Annotated in this window: 21 protein-coding genes; 10 read left to right on the forward strand and 11 right to left on the reverse strand. The window is 45.0% G+C overall.

Features of this window, described 5'->3' with window-relative positions; translation table 11 throughout:
- On the forward strand, nt 1-513 hold a 513-nt coding region (locus tag AC5WJX_RS05345; protein WP_494483672.1), incomplete at its 5' end, for a group II intron maturase-specific domain-containing protein.
- A 234-nt stretch (nt 514-747) separates the two neighbouring features.
- Here the strand turns inward: AC5WJX_RS05345 and AC5WJX_RS05350 are convergent.
- Entirely contained in the window at nt 748-975 is a 228-nt protein-coding gene (locus AC5WJX_RS05350; protein ID WP_440427727.1) for a hypothetical protein, read from the reverse strand.
- A gap of 97 nt (nt 976-1,072) precedes the next feature.
- Between AC5WJX_RS05350 and AC5WJX_RS05355 the strand changes: the two genes are divergently transcribed.
- A complete protein-coding gene (locus tag AC5WJX_RS05355) occupies nt 1,073-1,423 on the forward strand; it encodes a hypothetical protein (protein ID WP_440427725.1) in 351 nt (116 codons plus the stop codon).
- Between the two features lie 10 nt (nt 1,424-1,433).
- Here the strand turns inward: AC5WJX_RS05355 and AC5WJX_RS05360 are convergent, their stop codons facing one another.
- Nucleotides 1,434-2,657, reverse strand: coding sequence for an MFS transporter (locus AC5WJX_RS05360; protein WP_494483673.1), 1,224 nt, complete (start codon nt 2,655-2,657; stop codon nt 1,434-1,436).
- Between the two features lie 109 nt (nt 2,658-2,766).
- Here AC5WJX_RS05360 and AC5WJX_RS05365 point away from each other — a divergent pair, with 109 nt between their 5' ends.
- Nucleotides 2,767-3,657 carry a LysR substrate-binding domain-containing protein gene (locus AC5WJX_RS05365; protein ID WP_494483674.1) on the forward strand — a complete coding sequence of 297 codons (891 nt, stop codon included), beginning with the start codon at nt 2,767-2,769 and terminating at the stop codon, nt 3,655-3,657.
- Here AC5WJX_RS05365 and AC5WJX_RS05370 read toward each other — a convergent pair.
- The gene (locus AC5WJX_RS05370; protein ID WP_494483675.1) at nt 3,654-3,851 is read right to left on the reverse strand and encodes a KTSC domain-containing protein; all 198 of its coding nucleotides are present in this window, start codon (nt 3,849-3,851) and stop codon (nt 3,654-3,656) included. The two genes, AC5WJX_RS05365 and AC5WJX_RS05370, sit on opposite strands and share 4 nt — an antisense overlap.
- Before the next feature lie 46 nt (nt 3,852-3,897).
- Nucleotides 3,898-4,473, reverse strand: coding sequence for a thymidine kinase (locus AC5WJX_RS05375; protein ID WP_440427718.1), 576 nt, complete (start codon nt 4,471-4,473; stop codon nt 3,898-3,900).
- A 167-nt stretch (nt 4,474-4,640) separates the two neighbouring features.
- Here AC5WJX_RS05375 and AC5WJX_RS05380 point away from each other — a divergent pair, with 167 nt between their 5' ends.
- Nucleotides 4,641-5,870 (forward strand): DUF8457 domain-containing protein, encoded by a 1,230-nt coding sequence (locus AC5WJX_RS05380; RefSeq protein WP_494483676.1) that lies wholly within the window; start codon nt 4,641-4,643, stop codon nt 5,868-5,870.
- Here AC5WJX_RS05380 and rodA read toward each other — a convergent pair.
- The 7 genes from rodA to purN all read right to left on the reverse strand — a co-directional run bounded on the left by rodA (nt 5,863) and on the right by purN (nt 13,730).
- The gene (gene rodA / locus AC5WJX_RS05385) at nt 5,863-7,128 is read right to left on the reverse strand and encodes a rod shape-determining protein RodA (RefSeq protein WP_494483677.1); all 1,266 of its coding nucleotides are present in this window, start codon (nt 7,126-7,128) and stop codon (nt 5,863-5,865) included. The two genes, AC5WJX_RS05380 and rodA, sit on opposite strands and share 8 nt — an antisense overlap.
- Nucleotides 7,125-9,080: a penicillin-binding protein 2 gene (gene mrdA / locus AC5WJX_RS05390; protein ID WP_440427712.1), complete on the reverse strand. Its 1,956-nt coding sequence runs from the start codon at nt 9,078-9,080 to the stop codon at nt 7,125-7,127. The genes rodA and mrdA overlap by 4 nt, the downstream gene beginning before the upstream one ends.
- A complete protein-coding gene (locus tag AC5WJX_RS05395; RefSeq protein WP_440427710.1) occupies nt 9,080-9,595 on the reverse strand; it encodes a rod shape-determining protein MreD in 516 nt (171 codons plus the stop codon). The genes mrdA and AC5WJX_RS05395 overlap by 1 nt, the downstream gene beginning before the upstream one ends.
- Nucleotides 9,588-10,424, reverse strand: a complete 837-nt coding sequence (gene mreC, locus AC5WJX_RS05400) for a rod shape-determining protein MreC (protein WP_440427708.1) — start codon at nt 10,422-10,424, stop codon at nt 9,588-9,590. The genes AC5WJX_RS05395 and mreC overlap by 8 nt, the downstream gene beginning before the upstream one ends.
- Before the next feature lie 22 nt (nt 10,425-10,446).
- Nucleotides 10,447-11,469, reverse strand: a complete 1,023-nt coding sequence (locus tag AC5WJX_RS05405) for a rod shape-determining protein (RefSeq protein ID WP_440427706.1) — start codon at nt 11,467-11,469, stop codon at nt 10,447-10,449.
- Nucleotides 11,470-11,557: 88 nt separating this feature from the next.
- The gene (gene purH / locus AC5WJX_RS05410; protein ID WP_494483678.1) at nt 11,558-13,084 is read right to left on the reverse strand and encodes a bifunctional phosphoribosylaminoimidazolecarboxamide formyltransferase/IMP cyclohydrolase; all 1,527 of its coding nucleotides are present in this window, start codon (nt 13,082-13,084) and stop codon (nt 11,558-11,560) included.
- A 67-nt stretch (nt 13,085-13,151) separates the two neighbouring features.
- Entirely contained in the window at nt 13,152-13,730 is a 579-nt protein-coding gene (purN, locus tag AC5WJX_RS05415; RefSeq protein WP_494483827.1) for a phosphoribosylglycinamide formyltransferase, read from the reverse strand.
- A gap of 181 nt (nt 13,731-13,911) precedes the next feature.
- Here purN and rpsT point away from each other — a divergent pair, with 181 nt between their 5' ends.
- From rpsT to rny, 6 genes are all read left to right on the forward strand, one after another.
- Nucleotides 13,912-14,166 (forward strand): 30S ribosomal protein S20, encoded by a 255-nt coding sequence (gene rpsT, locus AC5WJX_RS05420; RefSeq protein ID WP_494483679.1) that lies wholly within the window; start codon nt 13,912-13,914, stop codon nt 14,164-14,166.
- Nucleotides 14,167-14,223: 57 nt separating this feature from the next.
- Nucleotides 14,224-14,922: a RadC family protein gene (gene radC, locus AC5WJX_RS05425; protein ID WP_494483680.1), complete on the forward strand. Its 699-nt coding sequence runs from the start codon at nt 14,224-14,226 to the stop codon at nt 14,920-14,922.
- 68 nt (nt 14,923-14,990) lie between these two features.
- Complete coding sequence (gene pheT, locus AC5WJX_RS05430; RefSeq protein WP_494483681.1) at nt 14,991-17,387, forward strand: phenylalanine--tRNA ligase subunit beta; 2,397 nt, start codon at nt 14,991-14,993, stop codon at nt 17,385-17,387.
- Between the two features lie 50 nt (nt 17,388-17,437).
- Nucleotides 17,438-17,728, forward strand: coding sequence for a coiled-coil domain-containing protein (locus tag AC5WJX_RS05435; RefSeq protein ID WP_440427697.1), 291 nt, complete (start codon nt 17,438-17,440; stop codon nt 17,726-17,728).
- Nucleotides 17,729-17,760: 32 nt separating this feature from the next.
- Nucleotides 17,761-18,051: a cell division protein ZapA gene (locus tag AC5WJX_RS05440; RefSeq protein WP_440427695.1), complete on the forward strand. Its 291-nt coding sequence runs from the start codon at nt 17,761-17,763 to the stop codon at nt 18,049-18,051.
- Nucleotides 18,052-18,209: 158 nt separating this feature from the next.
- On the forward strand, nt 18,210-19,772 hold the full coding sequence (gene rny, locus AC5WJX_RS05445) for a ribonuclease Y (RefSeq protein ID WP_440427693.1): 1,563 nt from the start codon (nt 18,210-18,212) through the stop codon (nt 19,770-19,772).
- The last annotated feature ends 18 nt before the right edge of the window (nt 19,773-19,790 follow it).

A 19,790-nucleotide genomic window follows, 5' to 3' on the forward strand; every position in this document is an offset into this window, starting at 1 on the left:
AAAGTAAACGTGGAAAAGAGCGTGGTTACCCGTCCATGGCAAACCAGACTACTGGGCTTTACCTTTTATCACAAGAAAGGTAGCAAAGGCATTACGGTACACCGTAAAAGCATTAGCACTTACAAGGATAAAATCAGGGAGATTACCTGCCGCAGAAAACCTTACCCGATCGAGGATCGGATGATGCAAATCAGGCAGCTGAACCAGGGTTGGGGGAACTACTTCAAGCTGAGCGAAGCTCATACTGTATTCAGAGAACTTGATGAGTGGGTCCGCAGTCGAGTCAGGCTATGTTATTGGATACAATGGAAGCAGGTAAAGACCCGCGTTAAGCAACTCGAGAAACTTGGGGTTCACCCTGATCAGGCTTATCAATGGGGAAATACCCGAAAAGGCCATTGGCGAACCGTACACAGCCCGATACTGACCCGGACTCTTAACAATGCATTTCTAAAGAAACAGGGGCTACTATGTCTAAAAGAAATAGTAACCCCTAAAGCTGTTTATGTTTAATGAACCGCCGTATGCCGAACGGCACGTACGGTGGTGTGAGGGGACAGGTAATCAAATAATGATTACCTTCCTACTCGATGCCCCAAATCGCTATGAAGCGGTATTTAGAAGGGTTCTGGTTTTAAGTTATCGAGGCGTTAACAGGGGGTTGACAGGGGTTGACAAGGGGTTGACAGGGCCCGGGCCGTGTTAACCCCTTGTCAATACCAGGTATGCGCCTGGCCAACAACTGACCTAAGCTAAATCGCGGTGAACCAGGATTGCTTCCCGAATGGAGTTTAGTAGCGGCAAGTCAATCTCACAGTCTACGGTTTTACAATGCTCATGACTTTCACCATCAATCTGGATCATGCCGATGCGTTCTCCGGCCTTATGGATCTCGTATTGATTGTCGCCCAGTTCTGTAATGCTAAAAATCTGGAGGGTGTCGTTATCTGGTATTTCAATGCGGAATTGTTTCATTATTTATTTGTTTTAATATTTAACAAAGACCCAGGTTGATTGTTTATGCTATTAGACCTAAGCAATTTGATTGTTGGACAATTTTAATATTAAACCTATGGAAACCCAGGAAAAAAACATTTTAGAAACTGGCGAATATACGCCGAGTGAGCCGCTAACGTCAGGAACAGGATCTAACCGCTCGCTTGCTACAGATGGTCCATTGGCGCAAACCCTGGATGATGATGACGATGACCTAACCGACATTGGTACACCACTGGACGACGACGATGATGACGAATTGGTAGATGGTGATATTCCGGATGATCTGGATGCAGACTTCGATGACGACGATGACTTACTTGCAGATGATGATGATGACGATTTCGACGACGATGTCACCAACGTTCATGAAGATGATCTGGATACTTTAGATGGCCCTTTAAGGGACATCAACAATCCAACCTAGCCATTAACGCTTATTCAAACGCAAGGTGTTTCGCTGCATTCACCTTGTGTTTGTAAAACATAAATCCTGCTGTTGCAAGCAAACCGATGCCCCCTGCGATGGTCAGGGCCATTCGTGGGCCAAAAGCATTGGCCGTCCAGCCGATCAATAAACTACCGATCGGTATCATACCCTGATAAGCCATAACGAAGTAGCTGATTGCCCGTCCACGCATTTCCGGGATGGCGTGTGTCTGGATGTAGGTGTTGATGGAACTCGTTTGTGCCATCATGCCGACACCTGTTATGGTCATGAAGAACAAGGCTATTGGCAAGGATCCGGCTACGGATAAAAAGATCAGGCTGAAGCCAAAGATGATACTCGCCACCATGGTGATCTTTAGCAGGAACTTTGAAGATTTCAGATTGGCCATATACATGGCACTAGCTACTGATCCAAGGCCGGCTGCACTTTCAAACCAGCTGAATGTTCTGGCCGTTCCATTGAAGATGTCCTTTGCGAAGATCGGCATCAGCGTATTAAAAGGAATGACGAATAAGCTGCTGATCCCGATCAGGATGATCATGCTGCTGAGCTCCTTATCACCCACAACATACCTAAAACCTTCTTCAAGTTCAAGCCAGATGCTTTTCTGACTTGGTTCTGTGATCGTCAGGTTTAGCTTCATCATAAAAAGACAAAGCAGTACCGGAATGTAGCTCAGGAAGTTACCAATGAAACAGAAGTCTTCACCGAAGGCGCTCAACAGGATACCTGCCAATGCCGGGCCCGCAATTCTGGCCAGGTTGGTCATGGTTGAATTCAATGCGATCGCATTTGGAAGATCCTCTTTATTGTCGACCATCTCCACCATGAGTGATTGGCGGCAGGTCACATCGAAGGCATTGATGATGCCCTGCAGCAAACTAAGTGCAATGATCATGGGGATGTTGTAGAACTGAAAGAAAATCAGTGCAGCGAGTGCACCCGCCTGAAGCATCGACACGATTTGCGTAATCATCAGGATCTTGTAACGGTCGTAGCGGTCGATAAGACTCCCTGCAAAAGGTGATAAGACCAGAGAGGGGATAAGACTTACAAAACCTACCAGGCCGAGCAGCAGTGCTGAGCCAGTCAGTCTGTATACCAGCCAACTTACGGCCGTCTTCTGCATCCAGGTTCCAACAAGTGAGATGGACTGTCCGTAGAAGAAAAGCTTGAAGTTGCGGTACTTTAAAGATCTGAATATGCTCATAGTTAGTGTGATTTTTACACTTACAAATATCCATATAATATAAACAGTAGTAAAATTGATTGTTTTAATGATATTGATTAGTTTTATCGATGATTGACCAGGAGGATCTATGGAATTAAGACAACTAAACTACTTCATCAAAGCTGCTGAGCTGTTGCATTTTACAGAAGCTGCGGCGGCATCTTTTGTTACGCAATCGACGCTTTCACAGCAGATCAAGCTGTTGGAGGATGAGCTGGGTATGCTGTTGTTTGACCGGGTAGGTAAGCAGGTGCGACTTACGGAAGCGGGCAAGGTTTTCCTGGGGCATGCAAGGCAGATTCAGCTGGATGTAAAGCGTTCCAAACAGGCCATTGATGAACTCAATAATCTGGTGACCGGCGAGTTGAGGATTGGTGTAACCTATGCTTTCAGTTCCATGTTATTGCCGGCCTTGCCGCCATTTTCCTCTAAGTATCCCGGCATCAAGATCGTTGTGGAATATGGAACTGCGGGAGAGTTGGAGCAGAAGCTGAAGATGGCCGAGCTGGATGTGATTCTGGCATTCCATGAGAAATCCGAAGCTGACGATCTTGGCCTCGAGATGCAGCATTTATATGCCTCTCGTATCATGATGGTGGTCTCAAAAAGACATCCCCTGGCAGGCCTGAAGAAGATTTCGCTGGCTGAGCTGGGAAAGGTCGAATTGATCCTGCCGAGCAAGGGTTTTAGTTCCAGGGATCTGTTGGATAGCCTGTTCAGTCGCGGTAAGATTACGCCGGTCATTAAAATTGAGATGAATGATGTGCACTCGTTGCTGTCGATGGTTGATGAGGGGAACTGGGCAACGATCATCAATGAGAAAGCTATTATAACCTGGGAAGATCTGGTTGCCATCCCGATTTCGGGTAAGGAGTATTACAAACAAGCTTTCATTCTCTGGCAGAAAGGGGTGCATAAGAAGAAATCAGCCACCCTGTTTATAGAGGAGCTCTTCCGTATTTTGCATGTAGGCGATTAAACCAGTTCTTCGAAGTCGTACAAGTCTTTGATGTAGTTGTTGAAATATCTGCCTTTAGACACAGCGCCACGCATGCCTACATAGATCTGCTTGGGCACTGCTTTGTAGGCGTAAACCTTTCCAGAAACAAAGGTAATGGTGAGGATGTGCTTGGCGGCGTCATATTCGTAGGCATGGATGACAGAAGAAGGCATGTTTCAAGGTTGCTGTTGAACCTGAAGCGTAAAAACTATGCCAGCCCTAATCTTTGCTGTAAAAGCAGCATCGGCACCTTGGCTCATAGCTCTCTTTTTCACCGAGCAGCACTTTGGAATCGTTGGTGACGGTTCTATAGGAATACATGGCCGGGCTGCCACAGCGTACGCATACGGCATTAACTTTAGTCACATGTTCGGCAATCGCCATCAGTGCTGGCATCGGGCCGAAGGGTTTACCGGAGAAGTCCATATCTAAACCCGCAACGATAACCCGGATACCTTTATTGGCGAGTTTGTTGCAGACTTCAGGCAGTTCATCGTCAAAGAACTGTGCCTCATCTATACCTACAACCTGAGTATTTGCGCCCAGCAGGAGTATTGCAGAAGAATGATCAACCGGGGTGGATTGAACGGCATTTGCGTTATGAGACACCACCGCAGATTCGTCGTAGCGGATATCGGTTTTGGGTTTGAAAATCTCGACGTTAAGTTTTGCTATCTGAGCTCTTTTCAATCTTCTGATCAGTTCTTCAGTTTTACCGGAAAACATGGATCCACAAACTACTTCTATGCTGCCACAATATTCGCCTCGTCTGTAATTCTGCTCACTAAATAACATTCAAATTCTTGTTTTTGGGGAAGGAAAGGTTGTTACCTTATGGCTGCAAAAGTAACAAAAAATGTAACAACCGCCGGGATTTAAAGCCTGCTTTGATATTGTTAGTTCCATTCGCTTATATTTGAAATAAGGAAAAAACATTAAACATAAATCTCCGTTTAATAATCATGATGAAACAGGAAGATCTTTTGAAAAAAACAGGCGCGATCCTGAATGAACTTCAGGAACAATACCAGTTCATGTCAGCGGATCCACAGCAGATCAGTGAGCTGGAACTCGAGTTATTTCTCGCCAATGCCAATTTTTTATCGGAGCATGTGCAGATCTTGAAGAAGATCAGCAGTTTTCATCCTGTAAAGGCCTTGCCGGAACACGCACAACCATCATTGGATGATAGCAACGCCGGGGAGACGAAGGTGTTTGACGATTTCTTTACCCCAGATAAGGAAACACCGACCTTTGAATTTATTGTTAATGACCGCAGGGAGGAGCCACAGCTCGTCGCTGGCAGTGCAAGTCAGGTGATTGATCCGAACCCGCCGGAGGAAGATGGAGACGATGACTACCCGGAAAAGGAATTGTACGAGATCGAAGAACCCGAGGAGGAACCCTATGAACAGGCTCCTGTGGAGGAGCCAGTGGAGGAGCCGAAACCTGCAAGCCGATATGTACATCCGGTGTACAGTAACATGGACATCAGTAGCATCCCACCAGAACAGATTGCCCACGATGAACCGGTTGCAGAAACTGACCCGGTGGAGGAAGAAGATGAAGTTGGACCGGAGCCTTTCCTGGTTGCACAGGAACAAGCAGGCAGACCTGCAGCAACACCTGAATCAGTGCCGGCACCTCAACCAGCACCTACACCACAAGCAGCGCCGACGCCAGTTGCAGCCGCAGTACCAGAGCCTGTGATCCCGGTGTTTACAACGCCTAGTCAGCCTGCCGCACCAGCACCTACGGTTTCGCCGGCGATAGAACCTGTTGCGGAGCCTGCAAGAACTTATACCGAGCCAGAAAGACCATACGCAGAACCCGCAAAGCCTGCAAGCGAGCAACCTGCAGCTGCGCCCACGCACCAGCCGACCTTAAATGAACTGCTTGCTGCCAGCAGGCAGAGCAGCAATGCCCGTCCGGAGCAGGAAACTTCCAAACCGGTGATTCAGGATCTGAAGCGTGCAATCAGCTTAAATGAAAAGTTGTTGTTTGTTAAAGATTTGTTTGACGGTTATAATCTGGCCTACGCAGAGGCAATTGACCTGCTGAATAAAATGCCGGATTTCCAGACTGCAGATGCATTTTTACAGAAGCATTATGCAACGAAGCACAACTGGGCGGCAAAACAAAGTACAGCAGATCAGTTCTATGAACTGCTACACCAGCGTTTCCCTAAATAAAGCCCATCCGGTTGGCGTCCAGCTTCAGGAATATAAATAGCAATACACTGAAACTCCATAGCGAAGATCCACCGTAGCTGATGAATGGCAGTGGAATTCCGATGACCGGAATGATGCCGATCGTCATGCCGATGTTGATGAATACGTGGAAGAAGATAATGCTGGCGACACAGTAGCCGTACACCCTGGAGAAGGTAGAACGTTGCCGCTCGGCAAGATTGATCACCCGGAGCAGCATAAAGCAGTACAGGCCAATCACAACACTGCAGCCTACAAAACCCCATTCTTCACCGATAGTAGAAAAGATAAAGTCGGTACTCTGCTCTGGAACGTAACCGTATTTGGTCTGGGTTCCTTGTAGAAATCCCCGTCCTAAGGTCTGTCCCGAGCCAATCGCGATCTTAGACTGAATCACGTTGTAACCCGCACCTTTTGGATCCGTCTTCAGCCCGAGCATGATCTCAATCCTGCTACGTTGATGGGGTTCCAATACCTTGGTATAGGTTAGTTTAACGACATATAGATAAGCTATCGAAACAATTGCCGCCAGCACAATGGTGAAGATCATCTTTTGCTTTCTGCGGTTCTGATAAATGAAGAAGGCCGATACCATGACAATGATGAAGATGATCAGGCCGATGGGCATCAGGAAATCCGCGATGAACAATACGATCATGCCCAGGAATATAAGCAGGAAGTAACCTGAAAGGCCTTCCCGGTATAGCGGGAACATGAAAGAAAGGAATACCAATGCGGAACCGGTATCTGGTTGCAGCATGATCAGTCCAAGCGGTACCAGCACGATCAGCGCTGCAAAAGCGATGGATTTAAAGTCACGCAGTTTCGGGTTGAAGGTGCTGATGTACCGCGCCATCAGTAGTGCAGTACCAAACTTCGCAAACTCCGAAGGTTGCAGCCTGAAGCTTCCGATGGGGATCCAGGCCTGGTTACCGGCAACATTCCGGCCTACAACCAGCACGGCCAGTAAGAGCAGTATTGTAGCCCCATATATGATGGGGGAGAAGACGCTGAAGAACTTCGCATCTACCAGCAGGATGGAGAAGCCCAGGATTAGTGCAGTAAGGATAAAGATAAGCTGCTTACCATAGTTGCTGCCGAAGTCGAACACGTCAGCCGTATCGGGGTTGTATACCGAAGCATATATGTTGATGAAGCCGATGGTACAGAGCGCAACAAAGATGAGGATGGTTATCCAGTCTACGTTAAAAAAGAATCTGTTGCCTTGTTGTGTACTCATTTAGTGATTTCAATTGGTTTTGGCTGCGCCGTGATCTCCGTCACCGGGGTAGCTTCCAGTTTTGCAGGTAATTGTTTTTTCGTGGTATCCTCCGTTTGCTTCGGCTGGTATTTTACTTTTGGCTTTGGCATAATTGGTAGCACCACTTGTTTTTTCATCCATTCTACCTGTGCCTGACGACCTTTGGAGATGGAGTCCGTTAAATATTTTTCAGTGATGTAACTGGCGATCGGTGCAGCATAGGTACTTCCGTAACCGGCATTCTCCACGATTACCGCAATCGCGATCTTCGGATTATCACGTGGTGCGAAACCGATGAACACCGAGTGGTTTTTACCGTGTGGATTTTGAACGGTACCCGTTTTTCCGCACATGATGATGTTCGGCACGCGGGATAGTACCGCAGTACCCCATGGACTGTTTACCGCTTCCTGCATGCCATCGATTACCGGTTCAAAATGTCTTTCTTCAACACCAACAAAGTTCTTTTGTACATATTCCTTGCTGATGGTCTTCTTTTCGCCAATGGCTTTGATCAGGTGCGGTTTAACGTAATAACCTTTGTTCGCAATGATGGCCATAATGTTGGCCATTTGCAGTGGGGTGGTGTTCATTTCGCCTTGTCCGATGGCCAAGGAGATCACCGTGGTATAGCCCCAGTACTTACCGAAGCGTTTGGTGTATTCGTCTGAAGTAAACAGGATACCTTTTTTCTCAAAGGGGATATCAATCTCGAGCTTTTGTCCGATGCCCCATTTACGCACTTTTTCTTCCCAGTTGTTGTAGGCAGCAATCTTGTTCTTGAATTTTTTCTGGGTCATGATGCGTGCGAACACATTACAAGCATAGGTGTTGCAGGAACGCGCGAGTCCGCGGCGTAGACTGATGTTTCCATCTACGTGCTCACATTTCACCACGTGATTGCCGGCGCGGTAGCCACCAGGACAGTTAAAAGGCGTTTCCGGATCGATCACACCTTCCTGTAAGCCGATTAATGCGTTTACAGGTTTGAAGGCTGAACCCGGAGAATAATAACCAGATGTTGGTCGTACCAGGAAGGGGCGGTTCGGGTTACCGAAGATCTCCATGTAGTTGTTACCCTGACTGCGGCCAACCATCCTGTTCGGATCATAACCAGGGGCACTTACAAAGGCCAGTACTTCACCTGTTGCGGGTTCTATGGCGACAATACTGCCGACTTTATTCTGTAGCAGCTGCTCACCCAGTTTCTGGATATCCATATCCAGCGAGGAGTAGACCTTTTCTCCTGCGCGGGCAAGGGTATCAAATTTACCTTCCGCATAACTTCCCTGAGGTACGTTACGGGCATCATAGAGCATGTTAATTACCCCACGTTCACCACGGAGTACATCATTGTACTGCTTTTCAATTCCGGCTTTGCCGATGTAATCACCAGGGCGGTAATAGCCGTTATTCTCTTCAATATCTTTCTTGGTTACCTCTTTTACGTAGCCAAAGAATTGTCCGGCCACGCTGTCCGGATAATGCCTGATGGTTCTGTTCTGCACCATAAAACCTGGAAACCTGGAGAGTTTCTCCTGCAGTGAAGCATAGATCTGCACGGAAAGTTGTTTCTCGAAGATCGAAGGCTGGTACCGGGATTGGTTCATCGCCTTGGTAAAACGCTTGTGAAAACCCTTCATGTCAATACCAATGGTATTGCATAGATCCAGGGTATCAAACTCTTTTACTTGATTGGGGATGACGATGAGGTCGTAAACGGGCTCATTTTGCACGAGCACCTTACCCTTGCGGTCGTAGATCACTCCACGCGCAGGGAAAGTATAGATCTTCTTGAGCACGTTACTTTCTGCCGAGATGAAGTACTTGTCGCTACCCACCTGTATGTAAAAAAGCTTGGCCATGAGGATCAGGCAAACCAGGATAAACAGACCCTGGATCGTATATTTCCTGTCGAACAAATTGTCCATTAGCGTAATTTCCTGTTATAAAAAACGAATTCTATCAATAGAACGGTTAACATGGTTAATAAACCACTAAATAAACACCGCATTAAGGTGTAAGAGAGCTCTGTTAATTTAAAGGCTTCCAGCAAGTAAAGTACCAGATGATGTGCAAAGATACAAAGTAACGCATAAAGCGAAAACCACTTGAAGCCCATATTTCCAAGTGTTGGTTCGGGTTCATCGAAGCCATCGCGGTTAACGCTGACGCTGATGAACAGGATACGAACGTAGATGAGGGTAACACTTGCGGCGACGTGCACACCGATGGTGTCGTAAAAAGCATCGAGGGTTATGCCGGTGACAAATGCAATCAGGTACAGCAATAAGTTTGGGGTACGGAATGGCAGCAGGAGTAAGAACAGTACATACACAAAGGGTGTAGCAAGGTTATAGAAGCCCAGGTTCCGCAGCAGGAATACCTGAATGAAAAGGAGGAGCATCCACCTGACGATGTTGATGAAAACTAATTTACTATTCATTGGGCAGTTTTGCTTCTAAAGCCTTCTCTTCCTGGGCGAATTTATGCTTAATGACATTCACGTATTGTAAGGTACTGAAATCATTGAACAGTGCGATCTCGATGGTCAGGAAGTTATCGCCGGTAGCGATACCGGTGTTGCTTACCCGGCCCACGGGAATGCCCGGAGGGAAGGAGCCGAATCCGGAGGTCACCACGGTATCTCTCAGGTTAATCTTGTACTGATTTGGGATCTCTTTCACGTAAGCTTTGCGGAAGTCTACATTGCGGTCGCCCCAGACCAGTGAGCCCAGCGCGTTGTTCTTTTTGATGTTTACGCTGATCTTGGTGTCTTTATGCAGTAAGGACTGGATGGTGGCCAGGTGTGGTGATACATCACGTACAAAGCCGACAACACCTTTATCTGCTGCGATAACGGCCATGCCGGGCTCAATACCATCAAGGGAACCTTTGTTGATCGTGATGATGTTATTCCTTAAAGTGATGGAGTTTTTGATGACCCTGGCGGCAAGGTAGGTGTATTGATAGTTGGTGGTGGTATCCACCACAACCGTATTCTTGGCAGAGTCGATGTTGCGCAAGGCAAAGATGGCCGTATGTAGTCTGGCATTTTCTGCTGCCAGACTATCATTAACACGGCCTAAGTTGATGTATTTCTTGAAAACATTCAGTTTTTCATAAGCGTTGCCGATTACTTCATTCGCAGAATTCACGGCAGCACTTTGCTGATAGATGTTGTTTTTAACAGTTAAAATCAGTCCTACAGAGAAAAATATGATGAATAGAAAAAATGCGTTGTATCTGTTTATGAAAATCCAAAGGTTACGCATAGTTGAGGTTCACCACCGTTTTTTATTGCATTAAAAATTTATAACCACCAATGTTTTTAAGGGCGATACCAGTACCACGAACAACCGCACGAAGTGGATCTTCGGCAATGTGAACCGGCAATTTGGTTTTAGCTGCAACACGTTTATCTAAACCACGCAGTAAGGCACCACCACCGGTCAGGTAAATACCAGTCTGATAGATGTCGGCCGATAGCTCTGGTGGCGTGATCTCTAGGGCTTTAAGAATCGCTTCTTCGATCTTGGAAATGGATTTATCCAGACAGTGTGCGATTTCAGTGTAAGAAACGGTAATCTGCTTTGGAATACCAGTCATCAGGTCCCTTCCTTGAACAGCGAAGTCCGAAGGTGGATCGGTTAGTTCAGGTAATGCAGCACCAACTTCGATCTTGATCTTTTCCGCGGTACGGTCACCGATCATGATGTTGTGCTGACGACGGATGTAGTTTACGATATCAGAGTCGAAGTTATCACCGGCTACGCGGATACTTTGGTCACACACGATGCCAGAAAGGGCTATTACGGCAATCTCCGTGGTACCACCACCGATATCGATGATCATGTTACCCATAGGCTCTTCCACATCGATACCGATACCTACAGCAGCAGCCATCGGCTCGTGAATTAAATAAACTTCTTTAGCACCGGCAATTTCAGCAGAGTCACGCACGGCACGTTTTTCAACTTCTGTGATACCGGAAGGGATACAGATCACCATGCGAAGGGATGGGAACATCCAGCCTTTTCCACCATTAAGCATGCGGATCATGCCTTTGATCATGGCTTCTGCGGCATTAAAATCGGCGATCACACCATCTTTTAATGGACGAACGGTGCGGATATTATCATGGGTTTTGCCTTCCATTTGCATGGCTTGGCGTCCTATAGCTATAATTTTGTTTGTCTGGCGGTCGAAAGCAACGATAGAAGGTTCGTCAACTACTACTTTATCGTTATGTATAATCAGGGTATTTGCGGTTCCTAAATCTATGGCAACCTCTTGTGTAAACCAATTAAATAAACCCATTTATAGGTGATAATTTAAATATGAAAAATTCTGTGTACTATAAGTAATGTAAAACTACAGCTTTTTATTGTATCCGCGGAAAAAAAACTTAGTGTTTGAAATGCCTGATACCAGTGGTTAACATTGCTATACCTTTCTCATTTGCCATATTAATCGAGTCTGCATCTTTGATCGATCCACCTGGTTGTAAAACAGCAGTAATGCCAGCATCTGCAGCGATTTCAACGCAGTCCGGGAAAGGGAAAAACGCGTCAGAAGCCATCACTGCACCTTGCAGGGTAAATCCGAATGATTCTGCTTTAACGATCGCTTGTTTTAAGGCGTCAACCCTGGAGGTCTGACCCACACCGCTCGCTACCAACACCTGGTTTTTAACAAAAACAATGGTGTTTGATTTGGTATGTTTTACAATCTTATTTGCGAAGAAAAGATCCTGTAGTTCCTGTTCAGTAGGTTGTTTATCCGTTACTGGTGTCATTTGTTCAGGGCCTTCAATGCTTAGATCTTTATCCTGCTCAATAACGCCGTTCAATAGGGTCTTGAACTGTTTTTTAGTCAGCTCGACATCGTTACGTTGAAGGATAACGCGGTTTTTCTTTGCGCGGAAAAGCTCCACTGCTTCAGCCTGGTAAGATGGTGCGATCAGGACCTCAAAGAATAATTTATTGATCTCCGTTGCGGTAGCAAGATCGATCTCGCGGTTAGCGATAAGTACGCCACCGAAGGCAGAAACCGGGTCACAAGCAAGTGCATCATTCCATGCTTCCAGAATGGTTACTCTTGAAGCGACACCACATGCATTGGTATGTTTTAAGATGGCGAAAGTAGGTGCTTCAAATTCATCGATTAAGGCAACCGCTGCATCAACATCCACGAGGTTATTATAAGAAAGTTCTTTGCCATTTAATTTGGTAAACATCTCATCCAGGTTGCCGTAAAAAACACCTTGTTGATGTGGATTCTCACCATAACGTAATACCTGTGCTGAAGAGATGTTTTGCTTGAAAACGTTAATTGGCTCTTCGTTATTGAAGTAGTTGAATATTGCAGTATCGTAACCTGAAGACACGTGGAATGCTTTTTTAGCATATGTCTTACGCTGGGCTAATGTAGTCTCGCCATTTTGTGTCTCCAATTGTTGTTGTAAGGTGCTGTAATCGTCTTTAGAGGCAAGGATCACGACATCATTAAAGTTTTTCGCCGCTGCGCGGATCAGGGAGATACCGCCGATATCGATCTTTTCGATGATCTCCTGTTCTGTGCCACCTGCTTTTACGGTTTCTTCAAATGGATAAAGGTCTACAATAACAAGATCAAGCTCTGGAATTTCATAAGAAGCAATCTGTTCCTGATCTTCTTTTAAGCCTCTACGGTTAAGAATTCCTCCAAATACTTTCGGGTGTAAGGTTTTTACGCGGCCACCTAAAATAGAAGGGTATCCGGTTAAATCTTCTACTGCCGTTACTGGTAAATTAAGGTCTTTTATAAACTGCTCGGTACCACCGGTAGAGAATAATTGAACACCTTGTGCTGCCAGCAGACGTACTAAAGGTTCTAAACCATCTTTGTAATAGACTGAAATTAAAGCGTTTTTGATCTTTATTGATTGACTCATCTGTGAAGAATTTTGAGCCGCAAAAGTAGCCTTTTTTGATGATTTATTTTAAGGACCTGCAATAAAACTACTCAGGAAGCTTTTTTAGGATATTTTCGACAATTTTAGGGTAGTGTAAATGTTCTAGTTGCTGACCTTTGAACTTGATCATTTCCAGGCTGTCATTCTTGTCTATCTTATACTTAGCCTGGAAGATGTATTCACCTTCATCATAGTGTTCGTTCACGTAATGAATGGTAATGCCGCCTTCAACCTCTTTTGCCGCAATAACAGCATGGTGTACATGATCGCCATACATACCTTTACCGCCAAACTTCGGCAGGATAGCAGGATGGATGTTGATTATTCTATTCGGGTAGCGTTTAATCAGATTTTCAGGAATAAGCCATAAGAAGCCTGCAAGTACGATCAGATCGATATCCAGATCATTAAGCAGATCCAGTATCCGGTCTGTTTTGTAGAATTCATTTCTGTCGAAGATGTGTACGGGAATTTCGAAGTTGTCTGCACGTTGAATAACGTATGCATCGGGGTTGTTGGTTAACACAAGCGAGATTTCCGCTGCTGTGCTATCCTTAAAGTACTCCATTAACTTTTGAGCGTTGGATCCTGAACCTGAAGCAAAGATGGCAATTCGTTTTTTCACTGTTAGTCTTTTTTTCAAAAGTAACAATTTAGCTTTTAAATACGTACTTTGGCGCTTTATTAGCGGGAAATGCACGTGGTTTTCTCTGTTAATAAAAATATTCTCACAACGGTTTTGTAAATTAAAAACATAAGTTCTATATTTGCAGTCCGAAAAAAATAGAAATTATAGGCTAAAAACAATGGCAAATCATAAATCAGCTTTAAAAAGAATAAGAGCAAACGCAGCGAAGCGTTTACGTAACAGATATCAGGCAAAAACAACTCGTACTTTCATCAAGAGATTACGTGCTGCAGAAGATAAGAAATCTGGTCAAGAATTACTACCTAAAGTGATCTCTATGTTAGACCGTTTAGCTAAGAAAAACATTATTCACAAGAACAAAGCAGCGAACAACAAATCGAAGTTAACTAAATTTGTTAATGGCTTAAGCTAAGTATATACTTACAATATTCCGAACGGGATAAGCGCTGCTTATCCCGTTTTTTTGTTTATGGATTTTTATGAACAAAAACTAGGAATTAAGATGTGGGCCGAAGCTGACCGGCCCAGAGAAAAGCTGATGCTTAATGGCAGGCGGCAATTAACGGATGCGGAACTGGTAGCCATCTTAATTGGCTCGGGCAGCCGGACAGAAACTGCGGTCGACCTGAGTAAGCGTATGCTCACAGCCTATCAAAATGACCTCGATGCTTTTGGAAAGGCTTCCATCAAAGAATTGTCTAAGTTTAAGGGAATCGGGGAGGCCAAAGCAATTGCCATCGTTGCAGCACTGGAGCTCGGTCGCAGGCGAAAGGAAATGGCCAAAGCGGAGGTTGTTAAAGTTGGCAGCTCCCGTGATGCCTTTCAGCACCTCCATGCCGACTTTGCAGACCTCAATCATGAGGAGTTCTGGATGCTGCTCCTGAACCGTGCAAATCACGTGAAGTCCAAACACATGGTTAGTAAAGGTGGGCAGTCCGGCACGGTTGCAGACCCCAAGATCATCTTTAAAACCGCGCTGGAGCATCAGGCCGCGTACATTATCCTCGCACATAATCATCCTTCGGGGAATCTTAAGCCAAGTGCTGAAGACATCAAGCTTACCAAAAAGCTTGTGGAAGCGGGCAAGCTGCTGGACTTGCTCGTGGTAGATCACCTGATCCTTGCAGACCATTCCTACTATAGCTTTTGTGATGAGGGCTTGATCTAGGGAATTGATGCCTCATGGAACAGCAACAGCATAATTTTATATCTTTGCGCTTTATACTGAGTAATATCATGAAAATTTCATATAACTGGCTTAAGCAATTCATCCAAACAGATAAAACTCCACAGGAACTATCCCTGATTTTAACGGACATTGGTTTGGAGGTTGAAAGCGTAGATAAAGTACAGCCGATTGTAGGTGGCTTGGAAGGATTACTGATCGGGAAGGTGATGACCTGTGTACAACACCCGAATGCTGATCGCCTGCGCGTAACTACTGTTGATGTTGGCGGCCCTGAACTGCTACAGATCGTTTGTGGAGCACCCAATGTTGGCGAAGGACAGAAAGTTGTGGTTGCAACCGTAGGTACAACCGTTTATCCGAATGAAGGTGAACCTTTTAAAATAAACAAATCCAAGATCCGTGGTGAGGTATCCGAAGGGATGTTATGTGCTGAAGATGAAATTGGATTGGGTGGCTCGCATGCTGGCATTATGGTGCTGGATGAAAACACGCCGATTGGTATTGCTGCAAAGGATCATTTCCAAATGGAAGATGATTTTGTGTTTGAGATCGGACTTACACCGAACCGGGCCGATGCAGCCTCACATTTAGGCGTTGCCAGAGACCTTGCGGCTTACTTCCGTAGCTCCATCAAAATGCCGGAGGTGGAAGCTTTCAGCGTTTCAAATGAATCTTTAAGCATTCCAGTAAGTGTAGAAGACCAAACGGCCTGCCGACGCTATAGCAGTGTGACCATTTCTGGCGTAACGGTAAAACCATCACCAGACTGGTTGCAGGATAGATTGAAAGTAATCGGCATCAGGCCAATTAACAATATCGTAGACATCACGAACTATGTGCTTCATGACCTTGGTCAGCCGTTACACGCGTTTGATGCAGATCAAATTCAAGGAAGTGTAATCGTTAAGAAGTGTGCGGAAGGCACCCCCTTTGTAACCCTAGATGGTGTAGAACGTAAACTCTCTGCTGAGGATCTGATGATCTGTGATGAAGCAGGTCCGATGACGATTGCCGGTGTATACGGCGGTAAGAACTCGGGTGTAACAGAGCAGACCACAAACATCTTCCTGGAAAGTGCTTATTTCAATGCTGTAAGCGTACGTAAAACTGCTAAAAGACATGGACTGAAAACAGATTCTTCTTTCCGCTATGAGCGTGGTACTGATCCTGAAATCACGGTATATGCATTAAAGCGTGCGGCATTATTGATCCAGGAGCTTGGTGGCGGTACCATCAGCAGTCAGGTGGGTGACCTATATCCGAATCCTGTTAAGCCATTTGATGTAGAAGTAAGCTACGAAAATATTCAATCTTTAATTGGCGTTCAGATCCCGGAAACACAGATCAGGGAAATCATAGAAGCACTAGGTATGCGCGTAGCTGCGGAGACAGCAGCTGGTCTGCAGCTTCAGGTGCCTGCATACAAAGTTGATGTAACCAGGGAATGTGACGTCACCGAAGAGGTACTTCGTATTTATGGATACAACAACATTCCTATTCCAACCAAGGTAAATGCAAGTTTGTCTTATGGCGTAAAACCAAACCGGGAGCAAACACGGCATTTCATCGCAGATATGTTAACGGCGAACGGTTTTCTGGAGATCTGGTGCAACTCGTTAACCAAGGCTGCTTATTCCAAAAATGAAGAAGAAGCGGTAAAGATCTTAAATCCCCTGAGTTCCGACCTGAACGTGATGCGTCAGAGCCTGCTTATGCCGGCACTGGAAAGCGTTGCCTATAACCAGAACCGCAAGAACGCAGACCTTAAGTTCTACGAATTCGGGAAAACTTACCACCTGATCAACGAGAAATACGTGGAAAGACCACGACTACTGATATTGGTTTCTGGCAACCTGCAAACAGAGCAGTGGAATCAAAAACCACGTACGGTAAGCTTCTATCATATTAAATCAACGGTAGATGCCATAATGGGCCGGTTAGGATTGACCAACTTCCAGATAGAGGAAGTGGCTGATGAAAACTTCGCTTACGGCTTAAAGTATTTCCGTGGCGACAAAACCATCGTGACCTTCGGTTCAGCAACAGCAAAGGACCGGAAAACGGCCGACGTAGACAAAGACGTATTCTATGCGGACTTTGACTGGGCACTGCTGATGGATATGGTTAGAAAAAACAAAATCATCAACAAGGATATACCAAAGTATCCTGCGGTTCGTCGTGACCTTTCTATGTACGTAGATCTGGCCGTGACTTTTGAGGACTTAAAAGGGATTGCCTATAAAACAGAGAAGAAACTGATCAAAAACATTCAGGTATTCGATGTTTATATGGGGGATAAAATTCCCCAAGGGAAAAAATCTTACGCTTTAAGTTTTACGTTACAGGATGATAATCAGACCTTAACCGACAAGCAGATCGATGCGGTTATGCAAAAGATTATTTCTAACTTAGCCCAAACAGCAAAAGCGGAGATAAGAAAATAATATATTTTTTTATTTTAGCAAGGTTTTACAGCTAGATTAACAGATAACAAATGTCCACGGTAGCAGATCAATTAGATTCCGTACTACATAAAACAGCTCGCCTGATCGAGTTGTGTAATGCGCTTCAGGAGGAAAATGACCTGCTTAAACAGGAGAATGAATCTGTAAAAGCTGCTTTAACAAGCTCACGAACCAAGAATGCAGAACTGGAGGAGAAACTGAGGGTTTTAAAGCTTGCCAAAAGCCTGGAGGGAACCTCCGAAAAGTCGCTTGATATCAAACAGAAGATCAATGAATTTGTACGGGAGATTGACAAGTGTGTTGTATTACTGAAGAAATGAGCCATACCATAATAGTGAAACAAAGCTAAGAAATGGGAGAAATCTCGATTAAAATATCTATATCTGACCGTATCTATCCTTTAAAGGTTGCTACGGAAGAGGAGGAAATCGTAAGGCGTGCAGCCAAGGTTATCAATGAACGTATCAAAGATTATCAGGAAAACTATGCGGTAAGAGATAAACAGGATTTACTCTCTATGGCATTGCTGCATTATGCAACTGCCGCCTTAAGGGTGGAATCGAAGGTGCAGGATCAGGATACAGCCGTTACTGAAAAAATAGAGGAGTTGGATAATTTATTAAACGACTTCTTTTCAAAATAGGGCGTTCTTTATACTTTAGCAAAGAAATTTAACCGTTGTTAAATTTTAAGTTTCATTATTATAATTTTAAAGGGTGGAAGTCATGCCAGACTTGTTCCTTTTAATGGTATGTACAAGAAATTTAAATTTTAATAACGGTTTTTTTATATATAAATAAAATGGAAATAGTAGGAATAATAGGATACATACTCGCCGGCCTTGCAGTCGGGATTATCACAGGGCGATACCTGTTGAGGAGTTTACTGAAGAAGCAGGAAATTGCTGCACAAACGAAAGTTAAAAAGATCTTGAAAGATGCCGAGACTAAGGCGGAGATCATGAAAAAAGATAGGCTTCTTGAAGCCAAAGAGAAGTTCCTTCAACTGAAGGGCGAGCATGAGCAGGAAGTAAATGCTAAAAACAACCAGATCAATCAGCGTGAAAACGCCATCAAGCAGAAAGAACAGTCTTTAAACCAAAAGCTGGAGAACCTGAATCGCAAAGAGCAGGAACTTGATAATCAAAGAAAGAACCTGGAAAAACAAACAGACATTGCTGTTAAGAAGCAGGAAGAGGTAGAGCACCTAAAAACCCAGCACGTGAAGCAGCTGGAGACCATCGCTGGTCTGAGCGCTGAAGAAGCCAGAAATCAACTTGTAGAGAACATGAAAACTGAAGCAAGGGCACAAGCCATGATTCAGGTTAAAGATATTGTAGATGAAGCTAAACTTACTGCAACTAAAGAAGCCAAGAAAGTCGTAATTCAAACCATTCAGCGTACAGCAGTTGAAGCGGCAATTGAGAACACGGTTTCTGTATTCCATATTGAAAGTGATGAAATCAAAGGTCGTGTAATTGGTCGTGAAGGACGTAACATCCGTGCACTGGAAGCTGCAACCGGTATCGAGATCATCGTTGATGATACCCCGGAAGCCATCATCCTTTCAGGATTTGACCCGGTAAGAAGAGAAATTGCCCGTCTGGCATTACACCGCCTGGTAACGGACGGTCGTATCCACCCGGCGCGTATTGAGGAGGTTGTTGCGAAAACTAAAAAGCAGATCGAAGACGAGATTGTTGAGATCGGGGAACGTACCGTGATCGACCTTGGTATCCATGGCTTACACCCGGAGTTGATCCGTATGGTAGGTCGTATGCGCTACCGTTCATCTTACGGCCAGAACCTGTTACATCACTCCCGTGAGGTGGCAAACTTCTGTGCAACGATGGCAGCAGAACTTGGCTTAAACGCTAAAATGGCAAAACGTGCAGGACTACTACACGATATCGGTAAAGTGCCTGATGATAATCCAGAACTACCTCACGCGATCCTGGGTATGCAGCTTGCAGAGAAATATAAAGAACACCCAGAGATTTGCAATGCCATTGGTGCCCACCACGACGAGATTGAGATGACCTCTATGATCTCTCCAATTATTCAGGCTTGTGATGCCATTTCTGGTGCACGCCCTGGAGCAAGACGTGAAGTTGTAGAAAGCTATATCAAACGTCTGAAAGAACTTGAAGAGCTAGCCTTATCATACCCTGGCGTAGAAAAAACATTCGCTATCCAGGCAGGACGTGAATTAAGGGTAGTGGTAGAAAGTGAGCGTGTAACTGACCAACAAGCTGAACTGCTTGCGGCAGACATCTCGAACCGTATTCAAACCGAGATGACTTACCCAGGTCAGATCAAGGTTACGGTAATTCGCGAGACACGTTCCGTATCATTCGCTAAATAGAATAATAGATTAGACGGC

It is taken from the genome of Pedobacter sp. NEAU-ZC8, from assembly GCF_059278965.1.

Coding starts and splice junctions, on each gene's coding strand:
- radC (WP_494483680.1), top strand. CDS start 14,224: ATGGATTTTTATGAACAAAAACTAGGAATTAAGATGTGGGCCGAAGCT.
- AC5WJX_RS05365 (WP_494483674.1), top strand. CDS start 2,767: ATGGAATTAAGACAACTAAACTACTTCATCAAAGCTGCTGAGCTGTTG.
- AC5WJX_RS05370 (WP_494483675.1), bottom strand. CDS start 3,851: ATGCCTTCTTCTGTCATCCATGCCTACGAATATGACGCCGCCAAGCAC.
- rodA (WP_494483677.1), bottom strand. CDS start 7,128: ATGAGTACACAACAAGGCAACAGATTCTTTTTTAACGTAGACTGGATA.
- mrdA (WP_440427712.1), bottom strand. CDS start 9,080: ATGGACAATTTGTTCGACAGGAAATATACGATCCAGGGTCTGTTTATC.
- AC5WJX_RS05440 (WP_440427695.1), top strand. CDS start 17,761: ATGGGAGAAATCTCGATTAAAATATCTATATCTGACCGTATCTATCCT.
- AC5WJX_RS05375 (WP_440427718.1), bottom strand. CDS start 4,473: ATGTTATTTAGTGAGCAGAATTACAGACGAGGCGAATATTGTGGCAGC.
- AC5WJX_RS05350 (WP_440427727.1), bottom strand. CDS start 975: ATGAAACAATTCCGCATTGAAATACCAGATAACGACACCCTCCAGATT.
- purH (WP_494483678.1), bottom strand. CDS start 13,084: ATGAGTCAATCAATAAAGATCAAAAACGCTTTAATTTCAGTCTATTAC.
- AC5WJX_RS05355 (WP_440427725.1), top strand. CDS start 1,073: ATGGAAACCCAGGAAAAAAACATTTTAGAAACTGGCGAATATACGCCG.
- AC5WJX_RS05395 (WP_440427710.1), bottom strand. CDS start 9,595: ATGAATAGTAAATTAGTTTTCATCAACATCGTCAGGTGGATGCTCCTC.
- rpsT (WP_494483679.1), top strand. CDS start 13,912: ATGGCAAATCATAAATCAGCTTTAAAAAGAATAAGAGCAAACGCAGCG.
- AC5WJX_RS05435 (WP_440427697.1), top strand. CDS start 17,438: ATGTCCACGGTAGCAGATCAATTAGATTCCGTACTACATAAAACAGCT.
- AC5WJX_RS05360 (WP_494483673.1), bottom strand. CDS start 2,657: ATGAGCATATTCAGATCTTTAAAGTACCGCAACTTCAAGCTTTTCTTC.
- AC5WJX_RS05380 (WP_494483676.1), top strand. CDS start 4,641: ATGATGAAACAGGAAGATCTTTTGAAAAAAACAGGCGCGATCCTGAAT.
- rny (WP_440427693.1), top strand. CDS start 18,210: ATGGAAATAGTAGGAATAATAGGATACATACTCGCCGGCCTTGCAGTC.
- mreC (WP_440427708.1), bottom strand. CDS start 10,424: ATGCGTAACCTTTGGATTTTCATAAACAGATACAACGCATTTTTTCTA.
- AC5WJX_RS05405 (WP_440427706.1), bottom strand. CDS start 11,469: ATGGGTTTATTTAATTGGTTTACACAAGAGGTTGCCATAGATTTAGGA.
- pheT (WP_494483681.1), top strand. CDS start 14,991: ATGAAAATTTCATATAACTGGCTTAAGCAATTCATCCAAACAGATAAA.